The following is an 18146-nucleotide window of genomic DNA, read 5'->3' as shown; positions in this document are numbered from 1 at the left end:
TCCGCAATAAAAAAAGGCCACTCCCGAAAGAGTAGCCTTTTATCAATAACTCATTAATCTGTCTTAGCTTACGTCTTTTAACCCTTGCTCAAGCATCGGTTTTAAAAACTCACCCGTATATGAACCTTTCACTTCCGCCACTTCCTCAGGCGTGCCTTCAGCGATGATGAGTCCGCCACCTTTACCGCCTTCAGGGCCAAGATCAATCACCCAGTCGGCCGTTTTGATGACATCGAGATTATGCTCGATGACCACGATGGTATTACCTTTGTCGCGTAGGGTATGCAGGATATGGAGCAGCTTATAAATATCATGGAAATGCAAGCCCGTGGTTGGCTCATCCAAGATATAGAGCGTCTGTCCGGTATCGCGTTTGGCAAGCTCACGTGCCAGTTTAACACGCTGCGCTTCACCGCCTGATAGAGTTGGGGCAGACTGACCCAAGCGAATATAACCAAGACCGACATCCATGAGCGCTTGCAGACGACGATAAATCGCTGGAATCGCTGAAAAGAACTCAGTCGCATCTTCCACCGTCATATCAAGTACATCGGCAATGCTTTTGCCTTTATAGTGAATCTCCAAGGTTTCGCGGTTATAACGCTTGCCTTCACAGGTATCACATGGCACATACATGTCTGGCAAGAAATGCATTTCAACCTTGATAAGACCATCACCTTGACACATCTCACAGCGTCCGCCTTTGACGTTGAAGCTAAAGCGACCTGGCTTGTAACCACGAGCGCGTGCTTCTTGCGTTTGGGCAAACATTTCACGCACAGGAGTAAACACGCCTGTATAGGTGGCTGGGTTTGAACGCGGTGTACGACCAATTGGGCTTTGATCGATATCGACCATTTTGTCCAAATGCTCAAGACCGCTGATGCTCTCATGCTTATCGGCGATCAGCGTTGACGCATTATTTAACTGCGTCGCTGCCAATGGCATCAAAGTACGGTTGATGAGCGTTGATTTGCCCGAACCTGATACGCCTGTCACACAGGTCATGATACCAACTGGTATGGACAGGTCGACATCGTGTAAGTTATTGCCGGATGCGCCTTTTAGTTCAATCATCATTGGTACTTTTTTGGCTTTGGCCTTACCTTTAACTTCCATATCCATGGTTTTGGCTTGATGACGAATAGCTGGAATCTCAATCTGTCTCTTACCAGACATGTATTGTCCAGTGAGCGATTCTTTATTCGCCATAATATCATCAATCGTACCTTGGGCGATGACATGACCACCATGAACGCCGGCACCGATACCGATATCGATGACGTGATCCGCTTGGCGAATGGCATCTTCATCATGCTCAACGACGAGTACGGTATTACCCAAGTCACGTAGACGCGTCAAGGTTTTTAGCAAACGATCATTGTCACGTTGATGCAAACCGATAGATGGCTCATCGAGCACGTACATCACACCCATGAGACCAGCACCGATTTGGCTAGCAAGTCTAATACGCTGGGCTTCACCGCCTGATAATGTCTCAGCAGAACGAGCAAGCGTCAGATAATCAAGACCAACGCTCACAAGGAAGTTTAAACGCTCATTAATTTCTTTAAAGATTTTCTCAGCGACTTCACCTTTATGGCCGCCAATCTTAAGCGTTTTATAATAATCCGCAGCGTCACCGATAGACAATTTAACGATTTCGGCGATGGTTTGGTCATCGACACGCACGTTGCGCGAGATTTCATTCAAACGCGCGCCATCACAGACATTACAGGTAGTATCTGCCAAGTATTTGGCCAGCTCATCACGCACCAGATTGCTCTGCGTTTTGGCGTAACGGCGTTCTAGATAAGGCAATACGCCTTCGAACGGCACGGTCTTATTGGTTTTGCGGCCTCGCTCATCGGTAAAGTTAAAGGTAAGTTTTTCTTTACCAGAGCCATGCATGAGGATGTCTTGCTGCACTTTTGGCAAGTCATGCCATGGCGCATCCATGTCAATCTTAAAATGATTGCAGACCGTAGACAGCAAGCCAAAGTAATAGGCATGACGCTTGTCCCAACCATTGATTGCACCTTGGTTAAGCGATTTTTCATGATGAGTAATGAGTTTTTCGGCAGCAAAATACTGACGTTTACCTAGACCATCACAGCTTGGACACGCTCCGTATGGGTTGTTAAAACTGAACATACGTGGCTCAAGCTCAGGCACTGCTCGGTCACAGATAGGGCATGAGTGCTTAGCTGACATGACTTGATTGTCATCACCACCTTCTTTTGGATTGCCATCCATAAAGTGCAGCGTGACCAGTCCTTGACCCAAACGTAGCGCTGTCTCTAAACTCTCTGCAACGCGGTTACCTAAGTCATCACGGACTTTAAAGCGATCTACCACCACTTCGATGGTATGTTTTTTCTTTTTATCGAGTGTTGGTAGCTCATCGGTATCATAAACGTCACCATCTACGCGTACACGGACGAAACCTTGACCAATCAATTGCTCAAGTAAAACAGTATGCTCGCCTTTACGCTCACGAATCACGGGTGCCAAGATCATGATCTTGGTGTCATCAGGCAATGCCATGACTTGATCGACCATCTCGGTGACCGACTGTGCGACCATGGGTTCACCATGTTCAGGACAATATGGCGTGCCGATACGCGCATAAAGCAGACGCAAATAGTCGTAAATTTCGGTGATGGTTCCCACCGTTGAGCGTGGGTTATGGTTGGTCGATTTTTGCTCAATCGCAATCGCAGGTGATAAACCTTCGATACTATCGACCTCAGGCTTTTCCATTTGCGAGAGAAACTGGCGCGCATACGCCGACAAGCTCTCGACATAACGGCGTTGTCCTTCAGCATAAAGCGTATCAAATGCTAGCGAAGACTTGCCTGATCCAGATAGGCCAGTGATTACCACAAATTTGTCTCGGGGAATGTCTAAGTCGATATTTTTTAGATTGTGGGTGCGTGCACCACGTATTGCAATATGGTCATGTGCCATCGTTTATGGGTTTCCTATTTGCTAAAATGGTATGTAAAAAGATGTCGAAAATATAAAAGGGTCAATGAAAATACATTCATTGATCAATCAAAAGTATGAATGGTTGTTTTTATTTTAATTTTACTGAACGAATTTAAATCAAATAAGGGTTAAGTAACAGGAGGTGTTTGTTATAGATTTAAACAAACAGTGTCATTTTATCGGGGTATTTGTCATAGGCAGTATGTGGCAATAATGCTTACGACGCCTTACTTTATGGTCATGATGGGTACATTATTCAAGGTGTGATGACGTACCAAAGGCACTTGGTAACAAAATTATTTTGTTACGTTTATGGTTTGGCATAGGTCTAAGCGTGGGCGTTGTATTGGGTATGGTACAAAGACAAAAGTCTCGGCAACATGGCGACGAATACCTTATACTAGGGAGCTTGATTTTTAGGGTGATGCCTTGATAAAGCAGCAGTGCCAGTGTTAAACCAGCAATTTAAAGCCAGTAGTGTTAAACCAGCGATGATCAATCAGTGAGGCAAGTATGAATAGCGTAGAAAAGCGAGCAATCCTCGGGGTCGGCGGTATTTTTGCCTTGCGGATGATTGGCTTGTTTATGATTGTACCCGTGTTTTCTGTCTACGGTAACAATTATGCGCATGCCACCCCGTTTTTGATTGGTTTGGCAGTTGGTATTTATGGTCTAGGACAGGCAATCTTTCAGATACCGATGAGTCTGGCAGCTGATAAGTTTCCACGTAAACCTATTATATTTTTGGGGTTAATCTTATTTGCTGTCGGAGGTATGATTGCGGCAAATGCGACAGATATCTATGAGGTTATCATTGGTCGTGCGCTGGCAGGTAGTGGTGCGGTCTCTGCTGTATTGATGGCATTATTGGCAGATGTGACCCGCGAGGAGATGCGTACCAAAGCAATGGCGACAATGGGTCTGACCATTGGTACCTCTATTATGCTTGCTTTTGCTTTTGGTCCCCTGTTAGTGGGTGCGCTTGGTATCTCAGGATTGTTTTGGCTGACCGCAGGTTTCGCTGTCTTAGCCATGCTGCTGTTGCTCATGGTTCCCACGCCTTTGCGTGTGCTCAAGCACAATCTAGACAACAAGTCGATTCGTGAGCAGTTAGCGACTGTCCTTAAGATAGGCGATTTAAACCGCTTACACATCGGTGTCTTTGCGCTACATCTAACCATGACCGCGATATTCGTCATACTACCGCACCAGCTCAAGGACGTCATGGGTTTGTCGGTGAGTCAGCAAGGAATGGTTTATTTGCCGCTCTTGTTTGTTGGTTTCGCAGTGGCGATTCCTTTTATCATCATTGCCGAAAAAAAACGTAAAATGCGCCAAGTATTTTTGAGCGCAATTGCAGTAATGACTGCAGCCTTGGCATTTCTTGCCTTTGGTAGTCAGATTGGTGTTGGTATTATTTTTGGATTGCTACTGTATTTTATGGGATTTAATTTGCTTGAGGCCACGATTCCCTCATGGATCTCTAAGCGTGCGCCCGTTGCCAATAAAGCGACGGCGATGGGGCTAAATTCATCGAGTCAGTTTTTAGGCGCGTTTGTTGGCGGTGCGATGGGTGGGTTGCTACTCAGTCAGCCCAACTTGGTGGCATGGGGCTTACTGGCACTTGTCATGGGCGCTGCGCTATTTTTGATTATACCAATTGCTCAACCACCTTATTTGTCCAGCACGACGGTGACGATTCCCAAAAACATCAATATACAAGAGTGGTCACGCCAGATATTGGCGGTAGAAGGGGTAGATGAGCTGGTGGTTATGGCAAAAGAGCAGGTCGCTTATTTAAAGCTTGATAAGGCGCAGTTGACCGATGATTCGCGACAAGCACTGTCGCATTTGGCACAAAGTCCACTAGATATCTAATATACCATATCTCTTTGCTGCACCATTTTAGGTTGATAAAAATCAGAATAAATAGGTAGAACTGAATAGACAATAACCGTACAGATAGCCATTATCAATCAGTAAACACTAAATACTTATCTTTATCTAAAAGGAATTAATATGAGTAAGTTTAAAAGGCTTTCTAGTGGCACGATGGTTGGTAGAAACATGGTTAATAAAAACGTGATTGGCAAAAAAAATGTCACTCGCACAATGACCAAGATTGTAGTAGGTTGTGGGCTATCAGCTACGTTATTGATTTCTGGCTGCGCCACGCAAAATATTCAAGCCTATCAGAACACTACGCCGACGCTCGATATGCATGAGTTTTTCTCAGGGAAAATTGATGGTTGGGGAATGTTTCAAGGTCGTAATGGTGAGGTCAAAAAACGGTTTTATGTCGATATCAATGCGACTCACGAAGGAGATAACGTCATCGTTTTGGATGAAAAATTCTCGTGGGCGGACGGGTCAAAATCGCAGCGTATATGGCGATTGACTGAGCAAAGTAATGGCGTCTGGGTTGGGACAGCAGGAGATGTCATCGGCGAAGCAACAGGAGAAGTAGTCGGTAATACCTTGCATTGGAATTACGTATTGGCTTTGCCTGTTGAGGACAAAACCTACCAAGTCGATTTTGACGATTGGATGTATCTTATCAATGACGGTGTCATGCTCAATCGCTCAGTGATGAAAAAATTTGGGGTAGAGTTGGGCAGTGTGACTCTAAGCATGCACCGCAAAGATCCTGACACAAAATAACGTAATAATTAGGATTTTACTTAGAAATGATAAAGGTTGATGGTGTTCATTAATCGCTTAAAATGGCAAAATAGTGGCACTCTCATTTTTTAGCCTTTAAATATAATGATATACATATCTAAGCGACATACATTGTCGTCTCCAGCTGATGGTCTGTAGATATTTGAACAAAAATTGGTTAAAGTAACGTCATATCATTGATAGAATTTACGGGTTCTATTAAATAATATTTGAGTAAATTATTCATAAATAAAAGGACGGTATCATGCGCGGAGTTAATAAAGTTATCATCATCGGTAACCTTGGAGCAGATCCTGAGGCACGTCAATTTAGTAATGGCGGTAGCGTAACCAATATTTCGGTTGCGACGTCAGAGCAATGGACAGACAAGCAAAGCGGCGAAAAAAGAGAAGCGACAGAATGGCATCGTATCTCACTATTTAATCGTCTGGGCGAAATCGCTGCACAGTATTTGCGTAAAGGTAGTAAAGTCTATATCGAAGGCAGTTTGCGTACTCGTAAATATCAAGATCCAAATGGTCAAGATCGTTATATTACAGAGATTCGTGCTGAGCAAATGCAAATGTTAGATGGTCAGAGTGGCGGTCAAGACAGCAGTAATTTTGGTGGTCAGAACCAAGGGCAAGGTGGTTATGGCAATCAAGGCGGCCAAAGTAATCAAAATAACTTTGGTCAACAAGCCAATAATCAGCAAGGCGGCTATAATCAAGCAGTTGGGGCGAGCCAAGGTGGCCAGAATAGCTTTAATAACCAAAATGCGCCTGCTCAGCAAAACCAGTTTAACCAACCGACTCAACAACGTCCCGCACAGTCGAAGCCTACTGCCATGCCGGATGGTCCTGTAGACGATGACATCCCCTTTTGATTTATACAATGACAAGATGTTGTATTTATAATTCTGTAGCTCATTGATAGTAATATCTTTGAGCTATTTTTTTTAATACGACTTGCTTAGAAAAAAAAGACTCTGCTATTGCAGAGTTTTTTAATGCCTAATGATAAATAATATGAAAATATTTGATTTTAAGTAATTAATAAAATTTATATAGGAATAATATAGAGAGAAATAAGTTTATATATTTCTTTAGAATTAATAATTTATAGAACATTTGTTTAATTTGATCTAGATAACCGTTTTCTCTTATAAGTATATGTTCATACATATTTACAGATTATTTAATATCACTAAAAGATAATAAGTATTTATATAAGAAAAATGACAAATATTGCATTGGTATTTTTTAATAAATTTTGTCTTGAAATTTATAAAAAGTACCTTTCATACGCTATATCAACCGTCTATTCCATTGGTTTCAATTAATGCTAGTAGTTTATTAAAAGTGGTTGATATAATCCTTGTAAATGAAGAGATTAGAAAATATAAAGATAAATATTTTTATAAAAGTGTTTTTTAGGGGTAATGAAAACCTACTGTTTTACCATTTAGTGCTAAAACGTAAAATTTATTGGGTGAGAGGTTTACGATAAAGCGATACTCTCTTTATCGTTATTGGCAGGGATAAAGCATGAATAGTAGTGATGTGTTTGTGAAAACGGATTTAGGAAGAGATGAAGTAAAGTCTCAAGGTCTGGGTATATTACCACGAGAAGCAAGAACATTACTCATCATGATTGATGGTAAAAGAGATTATCAAAGCTATCTTTATGCACTAAACCAGAGCAAGATGTTTGCAAGTTTTGGCGGCATAACATCGTTACTCGAATTGCTTTTAGAGCTTGAGTATATTGAGATCGTCAGTGCCAACAGTACCTCGATAAATACTCAAACCCAACCAATAAACCAGTCCTCTGATATCAGTATTGAGTCAGCTGTTGATCGTGCTTTCAATAATAAATCTCCCAAAAGAATGAAAGCAATTGGCAATATTTTTAAAACTAAGTTATCTGCGGCAAGATATGAAAACATAAAGTCAGATTTGGCAGTTTATATAGAAAGAAATGCATCTGCGGCAGAGGCTTGGGGCTATTTACTCTTGCTAGAGCAATGTGTCAATAACTCACAACTGTTGATTTTGGCACAAGAGATACAACGTAAAAGTCATGGCGATCTATCGCTTGGTATGACCAGTTTTATAAAGCGAATTGAGCAATAGTATTGGGGCTATTTCAATCTCAGCTCTATAGTACTTCTAATGGATCTAGTGATCGCCAAAAATAGATAAAAGTACTTTATAGTTAAATATAAGGATTAAATCTCTTAAGTCAGCTAGAGATTTTTTATAGATTTATGTTTATTTTATCATAAATAAACTATTTAAAATTAGAGAAAAATTATGCTTGCCAAACACTGATTTATAAAAATTATTTTATTTACTTATGTTTGCTTTTTAATTTTTTTGTTATGTGGTCATAATAGTGCGCTATTGATTTATGATAAGTTTTTGTTTATATTGACGACCATCATAAAAATGATAATTAATAATTTTATATATTTAATATTTTAGTGGTTTATTCATTCTTTTAGAGATGAATGAATAATTATTTATCAGTGCTTAATAGCGATTAATATATCTATTAAGTTGATCTTTATTTCATTTTACAGTTGGATTTATTATGAGCAAGAATAACGTAATCGACTTGGACAACCTAAATGTAGATGAGCTACGCGCCATCACAGAAAACGCTCAGCAACTTATTGCCAAAAAGCAACATCAGCGTTTGTATGATGCTTATATGCAGTTCGAGAAAATTTCAGAAGACAGCAATGCGACTATCGAAGAGATTTTGAAAGCGGGCGAAAAGCTAGAGAAAAAGCGCAGTATCAAATATCGTAACGCAGATAACAATGAAGAGACTTGGACAGGACGTGGTCGTAAGCCAACTTGGTTGGTTGAAGCATTAACGGCAGGTCGTGATCTTGAAGATTTTGCAGTGTAATAGATAATATTGATGCCATCACTTAGGTAGTCATAGGCTACCTTATCTATAAAATCAATGGACACAGCTTAGGTGTAACCAGTAAGTTTTATTGTACGCAGTGATAGCGTTTATAATAGACGAAGCCAGTATCTTTTTAGCCAGTATTTTGGCAAAAAAGATACTGGCTTTTTTTCTGTCATCTGTATGCCATTGTTTGTTATGATAATGACGTTTTCGTCTCATAGAAGAGTTATGCCACTGTGCCCCAAGTTTCTGCATCGTCTCATAAGCGTCCTCGCAAGTTATGGTGGCTGGTTGGGATTATATTGTTTGCACTATTTGCTATCTTGCAGATGCCAGCATCGTGGCTACTAGAGAAGTACGCGCCTGATACGCCTTATGTGCAGCACGTGTCTGGTAACTTATGGCAAGGCTCAGTTATTTGGCAAATACCTGTGTCAGCGATACCACTCACAGGGACGGCAAAATGGTCATGGCAGCCGTGGCATCTATTATTGGGCAAGTTAGGTGCTGAGGTTGATATTCAAGCAGACCAAACCCGCTTAAACGGACAAGTAAAAGTAGGGGTCAACTCGTGGCAAGTTGATAATATGAGCGGTAAAATTGCCCCTGAAACGCTAGCCAGTGTGGTTGATTGGCAGCTGCCCAATACACCCATTCAAGTCAACAACGTATCATTGCAACGTCAGTCTGGCTCAAGTGCAACAGACAATGAGTCTAATAAGGCGCCAGCTGGATTTACTCAAGCGGACGGTCAGTTGACGTGGGTTGGTGGTGAAGTTGGCTATCCGAGCGGCGGTAAGATTTTTTATATTACCATGCCAGTGATGCGAGCTGAGCTGAGTGCCGAGCAGAAAAACAATCAGAACCTGCTGCATATCAATTTGCTCAACAACCAAGATAAGCGTTTGGGTGACTTATATGTTGATGGCGATATGATGTTAGATGTCAGCTTGACCCAGCGTCTATTAGAAAATATGCCTGAGTATAAGGGACAAGCACCGCAAGATACACCAGTCGTCAGCGTACGTCAGCCACTATCGGCTGGACTGGGGATGCCATAAATGATGAATGTGTCTGCGAACTTCAAGCCTGTTATTAAAATGCTCAATCGCTTCTCAGGTTGGTTGCTATTATTGACCATCGCTTGGTTGTGCTGGACAGCCGCGCGATTATTGTGGTTATTATTAGCGCCACCATTAGCGCCTTCATTGCCGTTAGCGACTTTGCAAAACACGTCTAGTGCCAACACTGATTCTGGTAGTGTATTCGCTATTTTCGCTGAGCCTGATCCCATTGCTGCTGCCGTACAGCCACCACCCAATATTGGTCTGAAAGGCGTATTACTGGCCATACCGGAGAGCCTATCTTCAGCCATGCTGGATGTTAACGGTGAAGTAAAAAACTATCGCATTGGCGATCGCTTAAAAGACAGTGGCTATACTTTAATTGCAGTCGACTGGAATGAGATTGTCATTGCCGATGCAAATGAAAAACAAACCGTCATTCAGATGCCAGAAGCCATGCCATTAGACCAAAGCGATATGATAGCAGGCGGCATTAGCAATCAGCGTTTGCCAAATAATAACATGCTGCCTACCACGCCTCAGTCTACGGAAAATATGACGCCTGAAGCCCCCGAAACGGGTGAGACAACCAGTCCGCAATCTGCGATAGAAGAAGCCGTTACGGCATTACAGGATAATCCTGCCAGTTATCTGAGCAGAATGGGTGTCATGGCATCTGGTGAGAGCTATCAAGTGACGGCAGCGATGCCTGCTAAACTGCGTAATCGTCTAGGCCTTGAGCCGGGCGATCAGGTATTGACGGTCAATGGTCAGAGTGTGGGTAACAATCCTGCACAGGATGCTGGTGTGCTCCAACAGATACAGCAATCGGGCGAGGCGCAAATAGAAGTGCGCCGCGGTGAGCAAGTGATTACGATTCGTCAGCAGTTTTAGAGAAATGCTATGATATTAAGTATCCTATTTAAAAGAAACAAGACTTTGATTAGTGCTATTGTAAGCCACCTGCTAATGGATCACTTTTAGCACACAATAAGGTTAGTACATCCTAAGCGACATCATTTTGGGTAAACATGAATATGGTAAGTTCTCGTAATTTTTCAGTCACGCCTTTGCACCATGTATTACAGCGTTTGATGCGCCTGTGTCGTCCACTTTGCATTGCAGTGCCACTATGGGCTGCTAGTACTGGTCTTGCAAGTGCTGAAAGCTGGAAGGTCAACTTACAAGATGCTGATATCAAAGCTTTTATCAATGAAGTCGCGACCATCACTGACCAGAACTTTGTTCTTGATCCCCGTATCAATGGTAATGTGACAGTGATCTCTAACAAAGCCTTATCACGTGATGAGATTTATCAGCTGTTTTTGAGTGTGATGCAAGTCAATGGGGTAGCGGCAATTGATTCGGGTACGACCATCAAATTGGTGCCAGACAATGTTGCCAAACAATCTGGCGTGGCCGTGGATTTGCGTGGTAATAGTGTCGGCGAGACGCTAGCAACGCGCGTTATTTATTTGACCAACACCCAAGCAGCAGAAGTGCTGGGTGTTATTCGACCATTAATGCCACAATCTGCCCATGCGGCTGCTGTACCGGGAGTCAATGCTTTGGTCTTGTCTGATCGTGCTGACAGTCTCAACCAATTAACAGCGCTTATTCGCGATTTAGACAGCAACGTCAATGACAGTTTGCACGTGATACCGTTACGCCATGTCGATGCCGAACGCATGATGGACTTAATCAGCTCGCTAGTGATGACAACCGGCGGTGGGCAAGCACAAGGCAGTAGCAACCAGCTTAAGGTTATTGCTGATGCGTCGAGTGACCGACTGTTGGTTAAGGGCAGTCCTGAGATGATTGCCAAAGTACAAGAAATGGTCAATCAGTTGGATACCACGCCATCAAGGCGTTTGAGTGGTTTGCGTGTTTTTCGATTAAAGTATGCCAGTGCGTCTCATATTGCAGAAATGCTACGTGGGTTACTTGCTAATCAATCCATCAATAGCGCTGGGGCAACTTCTTCATTAGAATCAGCATCATTGAATGATACGCCTAGTACAGGCGCTGCATTAACTGGCGAGACGGGTGGTATCAATACCAGTGCCGCCAGTTCAATCGCTGCTAGCCCAAGTTCAAGTGGAGGCAGTGGTTCGGATGTGGGTGGTCGACCCTTTAGTATCATCGCGGATGAAACTCAAAATGCGGTCATCGTCAATGCCGCACCTGAGCTTATGTTTGAAATCGAAGACGCCGTTAATCAGCTAGACAATCGCCGTGCGCAAGTCTTAATTCAAGCCGCTATCGTAGAAGTGTCTGGTGATGATGCGACCCAGCTTGGGGTACAGTGGGCACTTGGCAACGCCAATAGTGGCTATGGTGTGGTTAACTTTAACAATGTGGGCGCAAGTGCCGCTTCGCTTGCCGCTGCCGCTTTATCTGGTGGTGGATCAGCCAGTATCAGTGCAGCAGCAGGTTCGATAGCAGGTGCTCTGATTGGTATTGGCGATAGTAGCAAAGACAGTCGAGGAAATACCCAGTTTTATGGGGCTATCTTGCAAGCGCTTGATTCCTCTACCAGTGCAAATCTGCTGTCTATGCCGTCTATTCTGACATTAGATAATGAAAAGGCCAGTATTCTAGTTGGTCAAAACGTGCCGTTTGTGACAGGTTCTTTCACTACCAGCGGCAATAACTCAAATAACCCCTTCCAGACCATCGATCGCCAAGACATTGGTATTAATCTGAACGTTATTCCCCATATTGGGGATAATGGCACGGTACGGTTGGAAGTCTCACAAGAAGTGTCATCAGTTGTACCAGGCAGCACAGGCAATGCTAGCGGCTTAATTACCAATAAAAGCCTTATCAATACGACCATCTTAGCCGATGATCAACAGACCATTGCGCTAGGGGGACTTATGCGCGATAACACCACCACGCGTCAACAAAAAGTACCGGGTTTGGGTAATGTACCAGTCATTGGTCGATTATTTCGCTCTGACAATGATTCCACTCAAAAAAGCAATTTGATCATATTTTTACAGCCAACCATCCTTCGTGATGGCGGCGCAGTCGCTAGCGTTACAGAACGCAAGTTCAATCAGATGCGTGTACTACAGCTAGTCATTGACAAGAACGGTACTATCAAACAATTACCGTTGAGTGGTACAGAAGGGTGGAATGGTGATGTCAGTGCAGATTACGAACTAATGCCACTGAACCCCCTTGTTCCTAAGCGAGATCAAACACCACGGGCAGCACCTCAGGGTTTTACCAAAGTAGATGCGCCAAGCACTGGTATAACAACCTATCCTCTAAATCGATAAGCATGCACCATACGGTTTTTCATAACGCGTATATAAAATGACAATGTCTTAATTTTATCTCTCAAATGTACGGCTTATTTAACTCATAATATTCCGTACATTAGCTTGCGTATTCATAACATAGAAAAACATAGCGATTCTTATATCTTAGTATACTAAATAGTATTTAAATACAATTTCATTTAAATACTTGGTGTAAATCGTTGTAGATAAAATTTACAGACTATTATGGGCATATAAAGGTCATGGTAATGAAAATCAAAAATGTCAAAAAATGGGTTGTGTTAGCGGGCGCTGCCACAGCATTATTAATTATCCCAAGACGTAGTAGTCAGAAAGCCAGTATAAAGCCTTCTATTGAACTTACCAAAAAGAAAAACGATAAAAAAACTGCCGAACACGATTAAATAATTGCGATATACTGCTAAAAATAGGTAGCCATTTGTTTTTGTTTGTAAAAATATATTTTATTGATAATAAAATAATTATTTATAGATAGTTTTCTATTTAATGTTTCTAAAAGATAATAAATAATGAAGTATTCGATTAAAAAATAAAAATTTGGAGTCTATGAATGACTCTTGTAGGTTTTTCTACTATGTCTAAAATGAATGAATCTAGTCTCTATCCACTAATTGATACTCATACACATTTTGATGCACCAGTGTTTGATGAGGATAGGGCGCTGCTCACACAAAAAGCTTATAAGAATGGCGTCCAGCATTTGATATTGGTCGGCTACTTGTATCAGCATTTTGAACGTATGTACAAGACCAGACAACGCTATAGTAATCAATCGAATAATAAAGAGCAGATCAAAACGCTATCACCGCACTCTATGCAACAAGACGTTAGTCAAGATGAGGCAAGTACCAATATTTATATTGCTTTGGGCTTGCATCCTTTTTATATTGAGCAGCATAGCGATGCCCACCTCGAAGATATGGCAAAAATGATTGCTAAAGATCGACCCATAGCGATTGGGGAGATTGGGTTAGATACGTTTACCGCGGCCATGAAGGTGCCAGAGGTGTTCGCCAAGCAGGAGCGGTTTTTTAAAGCGCAATTGGATATCGCAGTAGCACATCAGTTACCAGTGATGTTGCACATTCGTAAGGCACACGCAGAAGCATTGGCGATATTAAAAGCGCATGATTATAACGCCCATAAATTTGGTGGCATCGCCCATAGTTTTAGTGGCGGTGTACAAGAAGCAAAAGCATTTGTAAAACTGGGCTTTAAACTTGGTGTGACGGGACAGGTAACCAATCCTAACGCCAAAAAATTGCGCTCAGCAATTCAAGCTGCTGTTCAAGAGTATGGTATTGAGTGTTTGGTGATTGAGACAGATTGTCCAGATATGATACCTGTTATGTGCCGGACAACGATAAAAGACTCATCAACACTTGAGCAAGGCTTACAGCAAAAAGACAGTAGTGCACCTATTCAAGATAGAAATGTACCGAGTAACCTACCATGGGTACTAAAAAGCTTAAGTGAGTTACTCGATATTTCATCTGATGTGCTTGCTAAGCAGTTATGGTATAACAGTTGTGCAGCTTTACAAATGACATGGAATTATCCAAAATGAGTGATAGTACTATTAATGGTTGTCGTTAATCGTTAAAGTAATTGTAAAGAATAACTGCGTTAACATAAGAGAGTATATAATTGGTATGAGTGAAACACGACAATTTGAGCCATTACTGACAGTGCCTGTTGCCACTGAGAATGCCGTTATAGAAGAAGTTGGTGAAGCCAACAGTGATCAATATGAGCGTCGTTTTCAGGGCACAAAAACGCTTTATGGACAGTCGTCAGTTGATACATTTGCAGCCTCCCATGTTTATATTATTGGTGTAGGAGGGGTCGGTACTTGGGCAGCAGAAGCCTTGGCTCGAACGGCAGTAGGTACTATTACTCTAATTGATTTGGACGTATTGGTCGCCTCAAACGTTAATCGGCAGCTACCAGCATTGGACAGTACCTTTGGCCAAAGTAAAATTGCAGCGATGGCATCACGTATGCGCGAGATCAATCCTAAAGTGACCTTAAATTTAATAGATGACTTCTTGACAGTAGATAATGTAGAAACGCTATTGCCAAGCCGTCAAGACGCAAAAACAGCTGCTGCTCAGGGTAAGCCTATTGTGGTGTTAGACTGTGTAGACGATATGAATGCTAAATTGGCCATTGCCCTTCATTGCCGTTTTAATAAGCTCAAGCTGGTTTGTGCAGGTGGAGCAGGTGGTAAAATTGACCCAAGTCAAATTAGAGTCAGTGATCTACGCGAGAGTTATCAAGATCCATTACTGGCCAAACTACGTAACAAGCTACGTCACGAAAAAGGTATCAACAGTACGCTAAAAGAAAAATTCGGTATCAAATGTGTTTATTCTACAGAGCCCCCTCGCGTGGATAAGAGCTGTCAGACAGGTGGACTGCACTGCGGTGGTTATGGCTCAGCAGTGGTTGTCACATCGGTGGTAGCGATGATAATGGTAAGCGAAGCATTACAATTGCTGATAGCACAGGCAAACATAAAATCGGGTGTCTGATATTATTTAAGGGAGTCTATCTTGTCTATACTTAACTCACCTAGACACAGTTACCCAGTGGCGGTAGATGAGGCAGAGCGTATCAATAAGCTGAAAAAATACCAAGTGCTCAATGATAATGATGAGCCAGCATTTAGACGCCTTGTTGATCTTGCAGGGCTGTTTTTTGATATGCCTATCATTACTATTGCCTTCATGGATGAGGAGACGCAGTATCTAAAATCAGCTCATGGACTTGGGGGTATTTGCCGGACACCACGTGAGATATCTATTTGTAACTATACGATGCTGTCTGATGAAGTCTTTATTGTGCCAGATTTGGCTCAAGACAGTCGTTTTAGCCAAAATCCATTGGTGACAGAAACGCCTTATTTACGATTTTATGCTGGCGCGCCCATTATTTTGCATGAAGATAATATTACCTATCGTTTAGGTTCTTTATGCGTAATGGATACGAAGCCTAATTATAGCTTTGACGAACAACAGGCAAAGATATTGGCTCAATTTGCAATGATAGCTGCAGATGCCTTGCAACTACAGGACAAGCAGCGTGATGCCAAACGTGCCAATGAGATGAAATCAGACTTTTTGGCCAATATGAGCCATGAAATCCGTACACCGATGAACGGTATTATCGGTATGGTGGAAATGCTAGGGGACACGGATCTTAGCAGTGAACAGCAGGAATATATCAATAATATCAAAGTGTCTAATGAACACTTGATGTCCATTATTAATGGCATCCTAGACTTATCAAAGGTAGAGTCTGGAAAAATGACCATTGATTCTATTCCCATCAATTTATCAGCTTTATGCAATGAAGTTGTCAGTCTCTTTGCGATCAAAGCACGTCAACGCGGATTGGTGTTAGATTATCATTACACCGAGTCGTTATCGCCTTATATAAAGGGAGACCCTGTTCGTCTGAAACAAATCTTGGCGAATCTTGTCAATAACGCAATTAAGTTTACGCGTGAAGGTGGGCGCGTGAGTATCGATGTTAAGCATTTGTCAAACTGCAATGATGAAGACATAGATACAAACACGGACTCCGACGATGTCATGACACTGTGTATTGAAGTAAAAGATACGGGTGTTGGGATCAAAGCAGATTCGTTAGAAGCAATATTTGATGCCTATGATCAAGCAAATAAGTTCACACATCGTCTTTATGGTGGAACTGGTCTTGGACTCTCTGTCTGTAAGTCTTTAGTCGGCTTAATGGGTGGTTACATCGAGGTAGATAGTGAAGTTGGTGTGGGGACTACATTTAGTGTCTTGCTGCCTTTGACTATCATAAGTGCAAACCAGTACGAGACGTGGCAAGCGTCAAACGACTTTACCTTGATTGAGCCCAGTCATGAACGAGCTGGTCATATCTTATTGGTAGAGGATGATACAGTGAATGCCATTATCGCCAAAAAAGCCTTGACCAATAGTGGGCATATGGTCACACATGTCACGGATGGACAGCAAGCTATTGATATGTTTGCTTTATTCCCTAACCGTTATGATGTGATTTTGATGGATCATCATATGCCTATCTTGGATGGTGTACAGGCCACCATCAAACTGCATGAGCTGTATGATCCTAAGTCACTGCCGCCTATCATTGCTTTGACTGCCAATGCGATGGATGGTGAACGCGAAAAGTACTTAAAGGTTGGTATGCAAGATTACTGTACCAAACCTTTTAAACAAGAACAGCTCAATGCATTGGTCCAGTATTGGCTTATCCAAAAGCAGCTAGATGAAGACGAAGAAGAATAATGTTTTAACATTAGCTAATGATGAGAGCTGCAAACGTATATCATAAGATGATTCTGTTGGCTGCTATAGAGTATTTATAAACACTGCAGTGATGATCATTGCAAATACAAAAAAGCTGAACCACTTTATAAGGGGCTCAGCTTTTTTATGGAAAAATAAATAGTGACTGTCTTATAGAAATCAATGGTTTTGAGACAATGCTCTCAAAACGATGCTCTTGAAACAATGTTTTGACCGCTATCTATTCTTTTGTAGATATTAAGCTTGATAGACGCTGGGCTCTATAAATACTTAGTTGACACGAGTTTGGTAGTCACCAGTACGGGTATCAACACGTACCACTTCACCTTGCTGCACAAATAATGGTACACGTACCACAGCACCCGTCTCTAGCTTAGCAGGTTTACCGCCGCCGCCTGAGGTATCACCGCGTACACCAGGATCGGTTTCAGTGATTTGTAGCTCAACAAAGTTAGGCGGGGTGACTGACAAAGGCGCGCCATTGAACAAAGTAATGGTACATAATGCATTACTGTTCTCTTTTAGCCATTGTGGGGCATCACCAATGGCACTTTTATCCGCTTGGATTTGCTCAAAGCTTTCAGGGTGCATGAAGTGCCAAAACTCACCATCGTTATATAGATAGTTCATTTCCGTATCCATCACATCAGCGGCTTCTAAGCTGTCACCTGATTTGAACGTTTGCTCCAACACTTTACCACTACGAAGATTACGCAACTTGACGCGGTTAAAGGCTTGACCTTTACCAGGTTTGACAAACTCGTTTTCAAGAATGGCGCACGGATTGCCATCGAGCATAACTTTTAGACCAGCTTTAAATTCATTAGTAGAAAAACTTGCCACAAGAGACTCCTAGGGGTTGTAAATAT

The 18146-nt window shown here is 42.2% G+C and carries 14 protein-coding genes; 12 read left to right on the top strand and 2 right to left on the bottom strand.

The window, feature by feature from the left end:
- Window positions 1-63: 63 nt before the first annotated feature.
- Window positions 64-2970, bottom strand: a complete 2907-nt coding sequence (gene uvrA / locus A3K91_RS10955) for an excinuclease ABC subunit UvrA (RefSeq protein WP_062845293.1) — start codon at window positions 2968-2970, stop codon at window positions 64-66.
- Window positions 2971-3504: 534 nt separating this feature from the next.
- On the opposite strand from uvrA, the gene A3K91_RS10950 reads away from it, so the two are divergent.
- From A3K91_RS10950 to A3K91_RS10900, 12 genes are all read left to right on the top strand, one after another.
- Window positions 3505-4869 carry an MFS transporter gene (locus tag A3K91_RS10950; RefSeq protein WP_062845292.1) on the top strand — a complete coding sequence of 455 codons (1365 nt, stop codon included), beginning with the start codon at window positions 3505-3507 and terminating at the stop codon, window positions 4867-4869.
- Window positions 4870-5010: 141 nt separating this feature from the next.
- Complete coding sequence (locus tag A3K91_RS10945; protein ID WP_084387339.1) at window positions 5011-5652, top strand: DUF3833 domain-containing protein; 642 nt, start codon at window positions 5011-5013, stop codon at window positions 5650-5652.
- Between the two features lie 265 nt (window positions 5653-5917).
- The gene (gene ssb / locus A3K91_RS10940) at window positions 5918-6538 is read left to right on the top strand and encodes a single-stranded DNA-binding protein (protein WP_062845291.1); all 621 of its coding nucleotides are present in this window, start codon (window positions 5918-5920) and stop codon (window positions 6536-6538) included.
- Between the two features lie 661 nt (window positions 6539-7199).
- A complete protein-coding gene (locus tag A3K91_RS10935) occupies window positions 7200-7787 on the top strand; it encodes a hypothetical protein (RefSeq protein ID WP_062845290.1) in 588 nt (195 codons plus the stop codon).
- Between the two features lie 460 nt (window positions 7788-8247).
- Window positions 8248-8571, top strand: coding sequence for an H-NS histone family protein (locus A3K91_RS10930; protein ID WP_062845289.1), 324 nt, complete (start codon window positions 8248-8250; stop codon window positions 8569-8571).
- A 242-nt stretch (window positions 8572-8813) separates the two neighbouring features.
- Window positions 8814-9638 (top strand): type II secretion system protein N, encoded by an 825-nt coding sequence (gene gspN, locus A3K91_RS10925; protein ID WP_062845288.1) that lies wholly within the window; start codon window positions 8814-8816, stop codon window positions 9636-9638.
- Window positions 9639-10535 carry a type II secretion system protein N gene (locus A3K91_RS10920; RefSeq protein ID WP_062845287.1) on the top strand — a complete coding sequence of 299 codons (897 nt, stop codon included), beginning with the start codon at window positions 9639-9641 and terminating at the stop codon, window positions 10533-10535. It begins immediately after the preceding gene.
- 143 nt (window positions 10536-10678) lie between these two features.
- Entirely contained in the window at window positions 10679-12928 is a 2250-nt protein-coding gene (gene gspD / locus A3K91_RS10915; RefSeq protein WP_062845990.1) for a type II secretion system secretin GspD, read from the top strand.
- A gap of 251 nt (window positions 12929-13179) precedes the next feature.
- The gene (locus A3K91_RS14085) at window positions 13180-13335 is read left to right on the top strand and encodes a hypothetical protein (protein ID WP_157769656.1); all 156 of its coding nucleotides are present in this window, start codon (window positions 13180-13182) and stop codon (window positions 13333-13335) included.
- A gap of 191 nt (window positions 13336-13526) precedes the next feature.
- Entirely contained in the window at window positions 13527-14519 is a 993-nt protein-coding gene (locus A3K91_RS10910; protein WP_416231969.1) for a TatD family hydrolase, read from the top strand.
- An 85-nt stretch (window positions 14520-14604) separates the two neighbouring features.
- Window positions 14605-15486, top strand: a complete 882-nt coding sequence (locus A3K91_RS10905) for a tRNA threonylcarbamoyladenosine dehydratase (RefSeq protein WP_062845285.1) — start codon at window positions 14605-14607, stop codon at window positions 15484-15486.
- Between the two features lie 21 nt (window positions 15487-15507).
- Window positions 15508-17256, top strand: coding sequence for a GAF domain-containing hybrid sensor histidine kinase/response regulator (locus A3K91_RS10900; protein WP_228139856.1), 1749 nt, complete (start codon window positions 15508-15510; stop codon window positions 17254-17256).
- A gap of 291 nt (window positions 17257-17547) precedes the next feature.
- Here A3K91_RS10900 and efp read toward each other — a convergent pair whose 3' ends face one another.
- Window positions 17548-18120, bottom strand: a complete 573-nt coding sequence (gene efp, locus A3K91_RS10895) for an elongation factor P (RefSeq protein ID WP_062845283.1) — start codon at window positions 18118-18120, stop codon at window positions 17548-17550.
- Between the last annotated feature and the right edge of the window lie 26 nt (window positions 18121-18146).

Origin of the sequence: Psychrobacter alimentarius (genome assembly GCF_001606025.1) — a bacterium.
Taxonomy (GTDB): Bacteria; Pseudomonadota; Gammaproteobacteria; order Pseudomonadales; family Moraxellaceae; genus Psychrobacter; species Psychrobacter alimentarius.
The sequence above is the reverse complement of the archived record's forward strand: the minus strand, read 5'-3'. Positions and strand labels throughout refer to the sequence as shown.

Bases quoted from the DNA above. Each gene is read 5' to 3' on its own strand.
- A3K91_RS10905 (WP_062845285.1), top strand. From the start codon at position 14,605: ATGAGTGAAACACGACAATTTGAGCCATTACTGACAGTGCCTGTTGCC.
- A3K91_RS10935 (WP_062845290.1), top strand. From the start codon at position 7,200: ATGAATAGTAGTGATGTGTTTGTGAAAACGGATTTAGGAAGAGATGAA.
- gspD (WP_062845990.1), top strand. From the start codon at position 10,679: ATGGTAAGTTCTCGTAATTTTTCAGTCACGCCTTTGCACCATGTATTA.
- uvrA (WP_062845293.1), bottom strand. From the start codon at position 2,970: ATGGCACATGACCATATTGCAATACGTGGTGCACGCACCCACAATCTA.
- A3K91_RS10950 (WP_062845292.1), top strand. From the start codon at position 3,505: ATGAATAGCGTAGAAAAGCGAGCAATCCTCGGGGTCGGCGGTATTTTT.
- A3K91_RS14085 (WP_157769656.1), top strand. From the start codon at position 13,180: ATGAAAATCAAAAATGTCAAAAAATGGGTTGTGTTAGCGGGCGCTGCC.
- A3K91_RS10920 (WP_062845287.1), top strand. From the start codon at position 9,639: ATGATGAATGTGTCTGCGAACTTCAAGCCTGTTATTAAAATGCTCAAT.
- A3K91_RS10930 (WP_062845289.1), top strand. From the start codon at position 8,248: ATGAGCAAGAATAACGTAATCGACTTGGACAACCTAAATGTAGATGAG.
- ssb (WP_062845291.1), top strand. From the start codon at position 5,918: ATGCGCGGAGTTAATAAAGTTATCATCATCGGTAACCTTGGAGCAGAT.
- A3K91_RS10945 (WP_084387339.1), top strand. From the start codon at position 5,011: ATGAGTAAGTTTAAAAGGCTTTCTAGTGGCACGATGGTTGGTAGAAAC.
- A3K91_RS10910 (WP_416231969.1), top strand. From the start codon at position 13,527: ATGTCTAAAATGAATGAATCTAGTCTCTATCCACTAATTGATACTCAT.